The sequence below is a fragment of the Thermogutta sp. genome, assembly GCF_014359955.1.
In the GTDB taxonomy this organism is placed as follows: domain Bacteria; phylum Planctomycetota; class Planctomycetia; order Pirellulales; family Thermoguttaceae; genus Thermogutta.
In genome coordinates, this window is the sequence record NZ_JACIYL010000018.1 from 1 (window position 1) to 15008 (window position 15008).

Genomic DNA, 15008 nt, shown 5'->3' on the forward strand with positions numbered 1-15008 from the left:
AGAAGCCAGTCATGAATATTCTCAAAGTTAAAAGGCTCCCACAAAAGCCGCGAGGGATCAGGCGTTTTGCCGATTGTCAGCCTGCCCCTGCCCCGAGTATGATGAGCTTAAACCGAGGATGTGCGCGGTTGACGCGGTGGGGCCATCTCAAACCGGGGCAACCGGGGTGGTTGTGTTGCGCAGCGAAGGAATCCCCTCGACCTGAAGGGTCATCGACCGCTTTCACCCCGTCAGGCCGCATCACTCGAGCAGGGTTTTCTCCATCTGTTTCTTGAGGGGCACACTCGTGAGGATTTGAGTTTATGTTTGAGAAACTCCAGGCTGGTCTGTACGAAGCGATCCGCACCCTGGCCGGTCAGGGCAAGCTCACGGAGTCCAATATGCGGGAAGGGCTGCGGCTTGTCCAGCAGGCCCTTCTAGAAGCCGACGTGAGCATGCCCGTCGTCAAGGCCTTCATCGAAAAAGTTTCGCAGGAGGCCCTGGGCGAGCGGGTCATGCGGTCCCTGCGTCCCACCCAGCAACTCCTCACCATTGTTTATGAACAGCTTGTCGCTCTCATGGGCCCGGTGGATCACGATCTCCATCTGAAACCGTCGGGTTCCACCATCATGCTGTGCGGTCTTCAGGGGTCTGGTAAGACGACGACGGCCGCCAAACTGGGACGTTACCTTCAGCAACGCGGTTATAAACCGATGCTCGTGGCGGCCGACCTCCAGCGCCCCGCCGCGATCGAACAACTCCAAATCCTCGGCGAAAAGATCGGTGCGCCGGTGTATGTTGAAAAAGGCGCCACCGATCCGCTTGTCGTCTGTCGCAACGCCCTCCGACAGATGCCCGCCCTCGGAGCAAACGTGGCCATTCTCGATACTGCCGGCCGACTCCATGTCGATCAGGCCCTCATGAATCAACTGGCGGCCATCGACCGCCTCATCCAGCCTGATCAGGTTTATCTGGTTGTGGACGCCATGACGGGCCAGGATGCCGTGAACAGCGCCCGGGCGTTCCACGAAGCCCTCACGCTCAACGGGGTGATCCTCACCAAGCTGGACGGTGATGCCCGAGGTGGGGCCGCCCTTTCTGTGAAGTACGTCACCGGTGTCCCGATCAAATTCATCGGAACAGGTGAAGGAACCGACGCCCTCGAGGAGTTCCACCCCGAACGGATCGCCAGCCGAATCCTCGGCCAGGGCGATTTGATGACGCTCATCGAACAGGCCCGGCAGAAAATTGATCAGGAAGAAGCCCTCCGGCAGCAGGAACGACTCCAAAAAGGCGAATTCACCCTCGAGGATTTCCGTCGCCTTCTGGAGCAAACGACCCGACTGGGTCCACTCAACCAGGTGATCCAGCTCGTGCCGGGCATGTCGCAGTTGCTCCACGACATGGGTGACGACGTGGACACGGACCGCGCTTTCCGGCGACTTTGCGGCATCATCGACTCCATGACGCCGGAAGAGCGGCGCAAGCCGGAGATCATCGATCTGAGCCGCCGTCGCCGCATCGCCGCCGGAGCGGGCGTCAAACCCCAGGAGGTCGCGGAGCTCATTCGCCTGTTTGAGCCGATCTCACAGATCATGCGGGAAATGGCCAGCCAGGGACTCCGCGGTCGAATGCAGATGATGTACCAGCTCATGACCCAGGCAGCCAAAGACCCCGGCGCCATTTTCCGGGGCGTGAAAGGCAGCACGGGCAAGCGGCTCCGACCCGAGGAAAAAGCCAGGCTCCGCAAACTCCGCGAAAAAGAACTCAAGCGGCGGCGTAAAGAGAAACGCGGCCGATAACACTTTCGGCCAACGCCGCGCAACATCGCTCCAAGCGATGGCGCTGAAGTTCACGCAGTCTCCCAAAAGTTTCACCGGGCACGACAAGCGTGCCCCTCCGATCCGAAGGAACCTGTTCCGGAGGGACCTGCTTGTCAGGTCCGCCGGGCAACGTTCGATCATCCATTCTCTTTCACCGGGACTGAAGTCCCGCGCTCCATATGGAGTGCGGCGATTTATCGCCGCTTTTTGGTGAAGGCTTTAGCCTTCACCACGTGGTTCCGGAGGGACCTGCTTGTCAGGTCCGCCGGGCAACGTTCGATCATCCATTCTCTTTCGCCGGGGACTGAAGTCCCGCGCTCCATATGGAGTGCGGCGATTTATCGCCGCTTTTTGGTGAAGGCTTTAGCCTTCACCACCTTGGCGGTGTGTGGTGTTTTGCCGCAATCACGAAAGCTGCTCCCTGGTAGGGGCCATTCATGAATTGCCCCTACCAACATTGACCGTTTCACTGTCCCGGGCAGCGCGCCATGCCGGGAAAAAAGAAGCCACAAGACAACCTGCCGAGAAAGAATAAAACGGCCGGGGGCGCCTCAAGGTGATTCATGGCTGCCAACTCAGCGGGCTCGGCGGCAGGGTCAGCGCACGGACGAAGACGAGCTTGCCGTGCTACCGCCGCGACCCTGGTGTTTCCCTGAGGACAAACCGTCGTCAGCCCAACTCAAAGGTGCATATCCTGCATGGGGAAGAATCGGCGAACCACATCCCAGATGCTCCAGGCTGACGCATCGGTGCCCCGCGGCCGTTCATTTATCCAGATACTGCTTTCTGACGGATCGCCCTCTGCGCGCCCGAGCGGGAAGCCTCGTGCCTCTCACCCGAAGCCCCATTTCACACCGACGACCGTGACGGTGCCCTGTCCCTGCGATCCTAACCGTGATCGCCAGTCCAGCTCCGTCTCGAATCAGGCAGGCAATGGCTGCATGGTCAAAACGAAAAACCTGCTGATAGTGTACCCGCCCGACGGCCCTTTGCAAGTCGGCCCAGCAAGAAATTTTTCTCGCTCATCCCCACTTTGTGCATAGAGAACCCATTTCATTCGGCAGGACGCAATCAGGTTACGCGTCCTTTCTGCAAAGCGTGACCGGAGCAGCTTGCTTACTTTCTGCTGTTTTAACCCTATTGGGGCCAACGCACGATGCGGAAGTCTTCGAACCGCATCCAGTGCTCTTCGTTTTCCGGGCCATGGTAGCACTGGAGGCTGATCTCGTCATTGGCGGGCTGGGGAAGCGTGCCCTCGGCCGCGGTGAGGAATTCCTTCTCTCCCGCCGGGCGATACTGCGCAATCCAGTGGTCCCCTTTCACAATCAGCCGCAGGCGGATAGGAACGTTTTCCACCGGCTTCCGTCCGGGAATGATGTAAATCCCCCCGTCAATCCGTTCTTTGACGAGCTTGAAGACAGGTTTGCCGTCCACGTACCAAGTGATGCCCAGTTGTTCATACTGGACCGTCGGCGGCGTGAGATTGGAAACCGTCACTTCTACCGCGAACGCTCCAGTCGAACGGTCCGGCGCCGGTCGCAAGAGCGCGTTTTTGACCGTGTTGGCATCACCGGGCAGGGCGCGGATTTCCAGACCACCCTCCCGAATCCGCCATGCTCCCGGCTGTTCCCGAAGCCACCTCCAGCCCTCCGCCAGCTTTCCTTCAAATCGATCTGCAAAGATGACGTTTCCGCCTTCACCGAAGACCGCCTTCGTCCCCGGCATCGCAATGACGGCGGCCAAACCGAGGATCCCACACACCCAGGCGCGCATCGGATGAGCTCCTTCCGAATGAACAGCAACAGGGCCATCAGTCATCGAGACCAATGAAGCAAAACCACAATCGCACCGATATTTTGGCAACTGCACGTCCTAAAGAAAAGCCATATGGCTTAACAGGCATCGAATATCGCTTTCAACAGATTCTCGGCATTTGTTCTCCTGAGAGGAGATCCAATACGCGTGAGCCGCCCAGGGCCGTCCGCAGTTCCACCACACCGGCCGGGGCAGGCCGGACTTCGCCGATGATCTGGGCGCTGGCACATCCGGCCTGCTGACGCAAAACCGCCAGCAACTCCTCCGCCGCGTCGGCCCTCACCACCGCCACAAAACGGCCTTCATTCGCCACGTAGTAGGGATCCAGTCCAAGCAGTTCGCAGGCCGCCGCTACCGATGGCTCCACCGGAATCACCTCCTCGTGGATGAGCATCGCCACATGGGCATCCATAGCGAGTTCGTTGAGTGCGGAGGCCAGCCCCCCACGTGTCAAATCCCGCAGACAATGGATGGCTTCAGCGGCGTGCTTGACCATCGCCCGAACCACCCGGTGAAGCGGCGCACAATCACTCGGCAGGGCGTTGTCGAACTGCAGGCCTTCCCGAACCGACATAATAGCGATGCCGTGGCGGCCGACGTCGCCTGAGAGCAGGATCCTGTCCCCCGGCCGAATCCGCGACGGGGAAATGTGCACGTTTTCGGGGATCCAGCCCAGCCCCGTCGTGTTGATGTAAATGCCGTCCCCTTTCCCGCGATCGACGACCTTCGTGTCGCCCGTGATGATGCGGACCCCTGCCTCTTCCGCGGCCTGCCGCATGGACTGCACCACCCGGCGAAGCGTTTCCAGGGGCAGTCCTTCTTCGAGAATGAATCCAGCACTCAGCCAGAGCGGTTTGGCGCCCGACATCGCCAGATCGTTCACCGTGCCGAAGACAGCCAGCTTGCCGATATCTCCACCGGGAAAAAAAAGCGGACTGACCACAAACGAATCGGTGGTGAAGGCCATCCGCGTTCCATCGCCCAGGCGGATTTCTGCACTGTCATGCGGCGGCTCGCGCAGACCCTCGCTCGTCTCGCCGGCATGGCGGAACTGCGTCAGAAACAGGTCGGTGATCAATTGTCGCATGAGTCGGCCGCCCCCGCCGTGCGCAAGCTGAATCGTGTCCGATGAGCTGAGCGGCAACGGACACGAAAAGCCACTCCCGTTGAAAGAGCTTTCACTCATGGCAGAGCTACCTCTTTCGGAAAAGATATTCGAATTCTCGCCCGTGCCGTCTCGCCTTTCAGGCGTCAACCTTCCGCTCAAGACGCAGGCATTTCACCGCTCTGCCATTATACGGCTCTTGTCTCCCCAACCGCATCCCCGGCTAAAGCCGAATGTGGAGTGCGGGGCTTCGATCCCCGGGGAAAGGCAATGGATGATCCAACGTTGAAAAACGGACCCGACAAGCGGGTCCCTCCGAGAAAAGCGCGTCCAGGCTACGCGGCTTCGCGGGTAGTTGCACGGTAGGGGCAATTCATGGATGGTCCCTACCAAAAGGGACGCTTTCCACGGCGTCCGATGAACCCTCGGAGGGGCACGCTCGTCGTGCCCGGCGAAGCGGCAATTGATGATCGAAAGTCAAACGACGGACGTGACAAGCACGTCCCTCCGAGGGGTCGGAGGGGCACGCTCGTCGTGCCCGGTGAAGCGGCATGGATAATCGAACGTCGAACGACGGACCCGACAAGCGGGTCCCTCCGAAGAGGTTCCTCCGCAAAATCCCCTCACATTCAATCTTTAACGCGAGGGATTAACGAGAACGCGTTAAACCTCCTTAGCATCAATCCATTTCATCATCTTGCGGAGCTTACGCCCTACTTCTTCGATCATGTGGGCACGGGCTTTCTTCCTGAGGGCCTTGAACATCGGGGCGTTGGCCTTGTTTTCCAGGATCCACTCCTTGGCAAATGCACCATTCTGGATTTCTTTGAGGATCTTCTTCATCTCCGCACGGGTTTGCTCGGTGATGATCCGTGGGCCGCGAGTATAATCGCCGTATTCAGCGGTGTTGGAAATGCTGTACCGCATGTAGCTGAGACCGCCCTGATACATGAGATCGACGATCAGCTTGAGTTCGTGCAAGCACTCGAAGTAGGCCAGCTCGGGCTGATAACCGGCCTCGACAAGCGTTTCAAAAGCGGCACAGATCAACTCGCTGACACCCCCACACAGGACTACCTGTTCGCCGAAAAGGTCAGTCTCGGTTTCTTCGGCGAAGGTCGTCTCGATGACCCCTGCCCGGGTACCGCCGATTCCTTTCGCGTAGGCCAGCGCCAGCTTGAACGTTTCCTCGGTACCGTTCGGCCCATTGGCCACCAGACAGGGCACCCCGCCCCCTTTCACGAATTCCGAGCGCACGAGATGTCCAGGACCCTTGGGAGCCACCAGGACGGCTGCCACGCCCTCGGGAATATCGAACTGCCCGTAATGCACGTTGAATCCGTGAGAACAAACGATGACGTTCCCCGGCTTGAGATGAGGCCGAATCGAAGTGCGGAAAACGTCGGGCTGAATTTCGTCGGGGAGCAGGATCGTCACGACATCGGCCTGCTTGGTGGCCTCCTCCGCGGAAACCGGTTGGAATCCGTGCTCCACCGCCAGCTTGTAATTGGGAGTTCCCGGCAACTCCGCAACGATCACCCGAACGCCGCTGTCCCTCAAATTCTGGGCATGGGCGTGTCCCTGCGAGCCGTATCCGATGATGGCTACCGTCTTCTTCTGCAGCAATGACAGATCCGCATCCTGGTCATAGTAAATCTTGGCTGGCATGGTTTTGCTCCTGATTCAAACTCGGACTGTGCCCCCGCAGGCGTGGCGTTCTACGTCAACCGGAGCCAGTGGGGCAACGAGAATCCGCCAACACTTGACCGTCGTGGTTATCGGAATTCCTGAGCGAAGAAGTCCCTCGCACCATTGCAATGCGGCCCGTTCGCACGAGTTCAAGGATGCCGAACGGCCGCATCAACTCGATGAATGACTCGACTTTCTTCTCCTGGCCGGAAATCTCGATGATCATACTCTCCGGTGCGACATCGACAATGCGTCCGCGGAAGATTTCCACCAGCTCGCGGATTTCTCCACGCCGGTCCGGGGGGGCCGACACCTTGATGAGCATGAGGTCACGCTCCACATAATCTCGGGAGCTGATGTCATCCACCCGAACGACGGTGACGATCTTCTCCAGTTGCTTTCGCACCTGCTCGATAACGGCATCGTCCCCGACCACGACGAAGGTCATCCGGGAGAGCCGCGGATCTTCCGTCTCGCCGACGGCCAGGCTGTCGATGTTGTAGCCACGTGAGGCGAGCATCCCCGCAATATGGGAGAGCACGCCCGGTACGTTCTGTACAAGAGCCGAGAGTATGTGTCGCATAGTATCCTCGTCCGTCTGTCCGTAAAAGCGCTATCCTAACCTTGGGGGGAGGCTGCGACAAGTGATGGTCAGCCCGACCAGACCACCCGGCCGGGGTCTTAGCACACGGCTTGGATGAGGGACACTCCAAACCAGGCTCGGGTTCGCTTTTCCCCGTACCGTCGAGGTGCGTGCCTGCCGCCCGGTTTGGCGGGACGCTGAGCGAGCTCCGAGCGGGCACGACAAGCGTACCCCTCCGAAGGACATCCCAGAGGGATGTGCCTGTCAGGTCCGCTTCTTCGGAGGGATCTGCTTGTCAGGTCCGCCGTTTAACATTGGATCATCCATTGCGCGGTCACCGGGCACGACAAGCGTGCCCCTCCGGACGGGAGGTAGGGGCAATTCATGAATTGCCCCTACAACATATTGGGCCTTGGGCGTCTTACAGGTCCCACCAGACCGACGATACCTAAGCCTTCCGATTCATTTGACTTTGGTTCCGTTCGGTGGCACACTATCCATCGGTCGTCATCTTTCCACGGCACACCGGCTGCTCGGGTAATGGCCTGGCCCGTCGGTACTGCCCAATTTCGTTTGAACGAAAAACCCCAAGATGTCTTACCCGAGCCTTCATGAGGACTGCTGAAATGCCACGAGACCCCGTTTTTTTCGTTTATCCTGCCGTTTTGGCACTAGTCTGGTCGCTCGCCTGCGTCGATTCCGTCGCTTTTCCAGACGAGCCGAGCGCTGCGCCACCCAAACCTGCCGGGGAAATCTCCCTTTTTGACGGTGTCACGCTGAACGGCTGGACGGTCAAATGCCGACCCCAGGACGGCGATAAACGGCATTACTGGAAGGTCGTCGATGGAACCATCACCGCTGAAGTTCCACCCAACAGCAATCACGGTTACATCTGGCTGGTCTCCGAGCAGGAGTTCGGCGACTTTGAGCTTCGGGTGAAGGTGCAGACTTACTCCACCTCGACGGGCAACAGCGGGATCCAGATCCGGAGCCGCTATGACGACGCCACCCATTACATGGATGGGCCCCAAGTGGATATCAATCCACCGGGACCGTGGCGATGCGGTTTTATCTACGACGAAACACGCGGGGCCCAGGTGTGGCTGTGGCCGGACGTCGGCCGCCCTGCCAATGCGAAGCCGGAACTCGCCCCCGCCGGGTGGAAATGGTATCATGCCGATTTTCCGGAAATCCGCGACGCGTGGAACGATATCCGCGTCGTCTGCCAGGGCCTGCGCATCCAGACCTGGGTCAACGGGGTCCCGGTGGCGGATTACGATGGTACCGGCCGACTCGATGATGAGTTCCACAGAAAACGGAACGTTGGAATTCGCGGTCATATCGCCCTGCAAATCCACCCCGGCGGAACCCTCCTCATCCGGTTCAAGGATATCGTCGTTCGGCCAGTGGGCGAAACCGGTGACACCCGCCCCTGAGCCTTCACCGGGCACGACAAGCGTGCCCCTCCGAACAATTTCCCGGAGGGACCTGCTTGTCAGGTCCGCCGTTTAACATTGGATCATCCATTGCGCGGTCATCGGGCACGACAAGCGTGCCCCTCCGAACGGGAGGTAGGGGCAATTCATGAATTGCCCCTACCCGGGATTATGCGCGCCTTCGGAGGGATGTGCCTGTCAGGTCCGTTTATCAACCTTGGATAATCCGCTCTCAATTCACTTGGGTTTTGGTAGAAGCGATTCATGAATCGCCCCTACCGACGCCACAGCGGGAAGGGACTACGGGCACGAGAAGCGTTCCCCCTTCATTCCGGCTTTCCCTCCGGGATGGATCTCGCTCCCACGCGAATCCCTCATGAAGATCCCCGTTGCCGCAGGAAAAGTAGGGACAAGCCAGGCGCTTTGGGTTTTCGCCCGGTCGGTGTACCATGAGGCATAAGGGCACCCAGCCCTGAAAGATTGCCACCCTCTTGCCATTGATCGACATTCATCACGATGGGCAAACAGCGGATTCCTCCCAGGCACGAGACACGCGGTCAGGATTCGGGCCACAAAACTGCTGGACCCCATAACCAGGAGAGGCGGTCTTCTGCTGGTGTGCGCGCCTTTTTGCTTGCGATGGTCACGCTCCTCCTTGTTGCCCGACCGCTTTTTCCCAGCGAGGGTGCCGACCTGGGCGATGACGTGGTGCCCACCATGTTGCTTTTCGGGGCTGTGCTCATTGGGATCGTGTTCAGCGTGGGCCGATCCGTGTGGCAGGCAAAACTTCTGAATGTGGATCTGGCCTTCCTCGTCACGGTTGCATGGCTGGTGCTGGCTGCGATTCGCGCCGTTCATTCAGGAACCGCCCGCCCCGCGATCAACATGCTCTGGGTGTGGGTGGGATACTATGTGCTCTGGCAGCTTCTCCGCCAGTTGAACCTCACCGATCGGGAACGCCGCGCGCTTCTGGCGGGAATGGCCGCCCTCGCCGTAGGTGTGGCCAGTTATGGCCTCTACCAGTATTTCGTGGAATTACCCCATTTACGGACGGCTTACCAGACTCGCCGCAGCGAACTCCTCCGCGAGCTCGGCTGGGATGACTTGCTCGAAGATCCCGTCGGTCTGGCTCAGTTTGAGAATCGGCTCTTCAGTCGGGAACCACTGGCCACGTTTGCGCTGACCAACTCGCTCGCCGGTTTTCTTCTGCCCTGGTGCCTTGTCCTCCTTACGACAATTGTCGGCCATGTCAAATCACTTCTTGACACCCCCATCGAGCCTCCCTCCGGCGCCTCGCCACCGCGCACGCACAACCCCCGCCAGGATGGGCGTCCAAGTAGGGCGTCGCGCTACCTGGCCTGGGCAACTCTTGCATTCCCCGTTCTGGGGATGGCCGGTCTTCTCTGCTGCCTGGTTCTCACCAAAAGCCGTTCCGCCTATATCGCACTCGCTTGTGGCATGGTGATCTTTCTGGTGATGGGAGTCTCCCTCCGCGCCAGGCTGGCACGCCGAGTGGTGACCGTCGTGATTACCCTGCTGGCACTGGCCTTTGGAGTGGCCATCGCCACGCGGGGGCTCGACTGGCAGGTCCTATCCGAGGCCACCAAATCCCTCGGTTATCGCTGGCAATACTGGCAGGCCACCGTGAGCATGGTCGCCGATCAGCCCCTGTTGGGCTGCGGACCGGGGAATTTCCGCTACGCTTACACCCGATACAAACTTCCCGAAGCGAGTGAAGAAATCTCCGACCCGCACAATTTTCTTCTGGAAGTATTTGCCACCGGGGGCATTCCTGCCGGGGTGTTTTTCGTCCTGGCCATCGGGCTGACTGTCTGGCACTTCAAACACATGCGATCGACTTCGGCTGTCAGCTCGTCGGCGAGCTCACCGCGTTTCTCGGTCGTCCCGCTCGCAGGCGCGTCGGAAAGGACTGTTTCTTCCCGCCGCGATCAACTGTGGCCCATCGCACTGGGATGGTTGCTGGCCTGGCCGGTGGGTTACTGGCTGGGATTGCTCAGCTCGGCCCCTCAGGACCTGACGTTCCTGCTGGTGGGACTTCCTGTGGCCATTCTCGTCGGGCTGGGACTCTGGCCGTGGATTCAGGCGAGCAGTCTGGTCCCCGGAACCCTCGCCGCAGCGCTGGCCGCCATCGGCATCAACTGGCTGGCGGCGGGCGGACTCACGTTCCCTGGTGTCGCGGGCAGCTTCTGGCTGCTCTGGGTGCTGGCAACGGATCGTCCGGCCGATGAGTCCAGGAAGCAATCGCCCACCGAGAAGCAACCGTTTAGCGACTGGTCGGATCGGCTCCGCCAACTCGCTTCTCCTCAGGGCCTTTCCGTGACGCTTCCCACCTGGGCGGGATTTGCCACTCTGGCAGCCTTCGGCCTGCTCATCGCGGCGTTTTACATCACGGCTTATTCACCTGTGCTCCAGGCCCGGGGTCTTCTCGCCCAGGCCACTGCCGCCCGGCGATTCTCCATCGACCGTGCCAGGCAATTCTGTCGCCTGGCGGCCGAGGCCGACCCCTGGGCGTTCGAGCCCTGGATGCGGCTGGTGGAATTGTGGCAGGCGGAGGGTCCCGCACCCCCGCCGAAGACCGCAGAGGCCTCCCACAGCAAGCCCCAAGCTGCGGACCTCGCCACCTTACTAGAGAAATCCACCTCGCCGTCTCCTCAGGAGCGAGCCAGGGAGCTCGACACCTACGCCGCGGGACTCCTCCGGAGGGCCCCCAACCATCATGCGGCTTCGTGGGTTCTGGCTCTCGCCTATCAGCAATTGTTTCAGGAAACGAACGACCGTCGGGCGCTGGCAAAGGCCGTCTCTTTTGCCCGCCGGGCCATCGACCTTTATCCCAACCAGGCCCGCTATCATGCCGGGCTAGCCGAACTGTTGCGCACCATGGGGGATCGCGATGGGGCCAGGAAAGCCGCGGAAAAAGCACTCTGGCTCCACACCATCACTCCCCATGCAGACCGCAAACTTCCCGAGGAGACGGTGCAATTCCTGGAGAAACTCCTCGACACACCGTAGCCGGAAACGTCCGGCGTCAGGCGAGGATGCCTTTCACCACGTTTCCGGCGACGTCGGTGAGGCGGAACTCCCGTCCCTGGAAGCGATACGTCAATTTGGTGTGATCAATCCCCAGCAGATAGAGGATGGTGGCGTTGAGATCGTGGATGTGCACCGGGTCCTTGATGATGTTATAGCTGAAATCGTCGGTTTCCCCATACACAATGCCCGGTTTAACACCCCCGCCAGCCAGCCACATCGTGAAGCACCGGGGATGGTGGTCACGGCCGTAGTTGGTCTTGGTGAGGGTTCCCTGGCAGTACACCGTCCGCCCGAATTCGCCGCCCCAGACCAGGAGCGTGTCCTCCAGTAACCCCCGGCGTTTCAGGTCAATGATGAGGGCCCGGCAGGCCTGATCGATATCGCGGCACTGGAGGGGCAGGTCCCGCGGGAGGTCGTAATGGTGGTCCCAGCCGCGATGGAAAATCTGGACGAATCGCACATCCCGTTCCACAAGCCGCCGTGCAAGCAGACAGTTGGCCGCAAAAGTGCCGGGTTTCCGGGCATCCTCCCCGTAGAGTTCGAACGTCTCTTCCGGCTCCTGGGAGAGATCGGTGAGTTCCGGCACGGAAAACTGCATGCGGAACGCCATTTCATACTGGCTGATGCGGGTCTGGATTTCCGGATCGCCCAGTGCGTTGTAGAGTTCACGATTGAGCTGAACGACCGCCTGAACGGTTTTTTCTCGGGACTCAGCCGACACCCCGGGCGGATTGCTCAAATAGAGCACGGGATCCCCTTTCGATCGGAAGCTCACGCCCTGGTGGTACGAAGGCAGGAAACCCGCCCCCCACAACCGTTCGTAGATCGCCTGGGCGTCGCGCTTAGCGCTCCATGTGGAATGGAGCACGACGAACGTCGGCAGATCGCGGTTGAGGGATCCCAGCCCATATGACAACCACGCCCCCAGGCTGGGACGCCCCGGTATTTGCGAGCCTGTCAGGAGGTAAGTGACGGCCGGGTCATGATTGATGGCCTCCGTATGCATGCTCTTGATGATGGCAATCTCATCCACCACGGTGGCCAGGTGAGGAAGCAGTTCGCTGATCCACGCTCCCGACTGCCCATACTGCGCGAATTTATAAATCGACGGAGCCAGCGGAAACCGTTTTTGGCCCGAGGTCATGGTCGTCAGACGCTGTCCCATTCGGACCGACTCGGGCAGATCGGCGTCAAACATCTCGAGCAATTTGGGTTTATAGTCGAAAAGATCAAGCTGCGACGGGGCCCCGTTCATCACCATGTAGATGACCCGCTTGGCCCGGGGCGGATAATGGAGTTTTTGCAGCACGCCCGGGCGACCGGGCTGATGCTCCGGAATCGCTCCCGCGGCCGACGAGAACAAATTTTCATTGAGCAAAGACGCCAGTGCTATCGGCCCGAGCCCCCGCGCCAACCGACCGAAAAACTGCCGTCGCGTTTCCAGGAGCCGATATTCTTCGAAGGGATCCATGACATTCTCCCCTGGCCAAAAACGACCGTACTTTACGATTCTTCTCCCATACGGGTGTCACGGCTTGGTGATGGTTTCGTCCAAATTCAGCAGCGCGTTGCACACCATCGTCCAGGCGGCCAGTTCTCGCGCGGGAAGCTGCTCATCCCGAGGTGATTCTCCCACCTGGAGAAGCTGTTCCGCAGCCGGTGGGTTCTTCTCGAAGTAATCACGCTGCCACCGGTAAAGATCCAGAAGCACCGCCAGTTCGCTCGGTTTGGGTTCGCGACACGTCACCAGCTTGAAACCGTACTTCGCGGTGTCCCCAGGATCGCTGTATCCCTTATGCAACAAGCGTTCGGCCATTTTGCGGGCGGCCTCCACATACTGGACATCGTTCATCAGGTTGAGGGCCTGGAGCGGCGTGTTTGTGCGAGCACGTCGCATCACACAAGATTCCCGGTTGGGTGCGTCAAAAAGCACCAGTCCCGGTGGAGGTGATGTTCTTTTCCAGAACGTGTACAGGCTGCGGCGATAAAGTTTTTCGCCGTGATCCTGGACAAACTTCGCGGTATTGCTCGTCGTGTAGCCCACCGCTTCCCAGAGTCCTTCCGGCTGATACGGCTTGACACTCGGCCCACCGATTTTGTCCACAAGCAACCCCGAGACAAAGAGGGCTGTATCGCGGATTTCCTCCGCATCGAGCCGGAACCGTGGCCCCCGGGCAAGCAACCGATTTTCAGGATCCTTCGCCACCAACTCCGGACGGACCCGGGAACTTTGGCGATAGGTCGCCGAGGTGACCATCAACCGGAAGAGATGCTTCACATTCCAGCCACTTTCCCTAAACTCCACCGCCAGCCAGTCCAGCAGTTCCGGATGGCTGGGGCGTTCACCCTGGGTGCCGAAATCCTCGGAGGTCTTCACCAACCCTGTGCCGAAAATTTCCTGCCAGAACCGATTGACCGCCACCCGCGCTGTCAGCGGATGGTTGGGCTGGACAAGCCAACGCGCCAGGCCGAGCCGATTCGGTGGTGCATCAGGAGGCAGCGGCGGCAGCACACTGGGGACACCCGGCTCCACTTTCTCCCGCGGTTTCTCGTAGTCGCCCCGTTCCAGGACAAACGCCTCCCGGGGCTGCGGCAGGTCGGCCGACACCAGACTCACCGCGATCTCGCTCTCCAGTTCCTTGAGCTGTTTTTCCACCTCCGCCTGCCGGGCATGGAGTGGGTCAAACACCGCCCGCGTGTCCTCGTACACAAACTCCGCAAAGTAATCCCGCAGTTTGGCTTGTTCTTCCGCGCTCCGCTTGTCTGGCGATTTCTTGAGGATTTCCACGACGGGCTTCGGCCACGTGTCCTGATTGCCCTGCTTCACAACCGCTTCCCACCGCTTCAAACTGCGGAACTTCTCACCCGGTTGAATGGCCGTCGTCACGATGCCCGCCGCGTCCCAATAAACTGTTCCCCCGAACTGGGTGAAGGCCCAACCGTTGATCTGTTTTCCGGCATCCAAGCCCACATCTTTTGCTGGCACCTCAAGCCGAACCCACTGTCCGGCGGTCGGCAGATCGCCGATTCGTTTTCGGCTGGGGCTGCCACTCTGCCCCCACTCAATGAGGTCCTCGCCCCAAAATGCCCGATGCTCCCACGAGCCGTCGTTCCACTGGAGCATGATTTCCCGCGGCGGGTTCTTCGGGTCCAGATAGACGTGCACGAACAGCTTGTCGCCATCCGCCACAACCAGCGGTTGTGCGGCCTTGGTGAAGTAGTGCTGCGCGAGGCCCTCCGCCGTCCGACGCATGATCTTTTTCCCCGAGAAGGCCGCCGGCTCACCGGCCTCCACAAATTCCCAGGGATGTCCATCCGCCGACAACTGAGCGCCCGACGGCACCTCGTCATCAATCCACACGATCTCCTTCGGGCCAGACGCAGATCCGGATTCGCCGTCGCCCGGATCCTGGTAATCGACTTTCTCCAGCTCCTCACGAATCTCCTTTTGAATGGCCGCCAGTTGATCTTCCAGTGCCGCTTTCTTGGTCGCCTGCTCTGGCGTGGGGAGACTCACGATCGGCGGG

9 protein-coding genes are annotated in these 15008 nt (G+C 60.1%); 3 read left to right on the forward strand and 6 right to left on the reverse strand.

Going from position 1 to position 15008, the window contains the following annotated elements:
• Positions 1 to 302: 302 nt before the first annotated feature.
• Positions 303 to 1781: a signal recognition particle protein gene (gene ffh / locus H5U08_RS01325; protein WP_297029360.1), complete on the forward strand. Its 1479-nt coding sequence runs from the start codon at positions 303 to 305 to the stop codon at positions 1779 to 1781.
• 1158 nt (positions 1782 to 2939) lie between these two features.
• On the opposite strand, the gene H5U08_RS01330 is transcribed toward ffh, so the two are convergent.
• From H5U08_RS01330 to ilvN, 4 genes are all read right to left on the reverse strand, one after another.
• Positions 2940 to 3575, reverse strand: a complete 636-nt coding sequence (locus H5U08_RS01330) for a hypothetical protein (RefSeq protein ID WP_297029362.1) — start codon at positions 3573 to 3575, stop codon at positions 2940 to 2942.
• Positions 3576 to 3717: 142 nt separating this feature from the next.
• Entirely contained in the window at positions 3718 to 4803 is a 1086-nt protein-coding gene (hypE, locus tag H5U08_RS01335; protein ID WP_297029363.1) for a hydrogenase expression/formation protein HypE, read from the reverse strand.
• Positions 4804 to 5385: 582 nt separating this feature from the next.
• Positions 5386 to 6390, reverse strand: coding sequence for a ketol-acid reductoisomerase (ilvC, locus tag H5U08_RS01340; RefSeq protein WP_297029364.1), 1005 nt, complete (start codon positions 6388 to 6390; stop codon positions 5386 to 5388).
• Between the two features lie 55 nt (positions 6391 to 6445).
• Entirely contained in the window at positions 6446 to 6994 is a 549-nt protein-coding gene (ilvN, locus tag H5U08_RS01345) for an acetolactate synthase small subunit (protein ID WP_297029366.1), read from the reverse strand.
• A gap of 626 nt (positions 6995 to 7620) precedes the next feature.
• Here ilvN and H5U08_RS01350 point away from each other — a divergent pair.
• Positions 7621 to 8430: a DUF1080 domain-containing protein gene (locus H5U08_RS01350; protein WP_297029368.1), complete on the forward strand. Its 810-nt coding sequence runs from the start codon at positions 7621 to 7623 to the stop codon at positions 8428 to 8430.
• A gap of 618 nt (positions 8431 to 9048) precedes the next feature.
• Positions 9049 to 11460, forward strand: a complete 2412-nt coding sequence (locus tag H5U08_RS01355) for an O-antigen ligase family protein (RefSeq protein WP_297029370.1) — start codon at positions 9049 to 9051, stop codon at positions 11458 to 11460.
• Positions 11461 to 11476: 16 nt separating this feature from the next.
• Here the strand turns inward: H5U08_RS01355 and H5U08_RS01360 are convergent, their stop codons facing one another.
• Positions 11477 to 12952 (reverse strand): DUF1501 domain-containing protein, encoded by a 1476-nt coding sequence (locus tag H5U08_RS01360; protein ID WP_297029372.1) that lies wholly within the window; start codon positions 12950 to 12952, stop codon positions 11477 to 11479.
• Between the two features lie 57 nt (positions 12953 to 13009).
• Positions 13010 to 15008, reverse strand: a 1999-nt coding sequence (locus H5U08_RS01365; RefSeq protein WP_297029374.1) for a DUF1553 domain-containing protein, incomplete at its 5' end; no start/stop codon positions are given.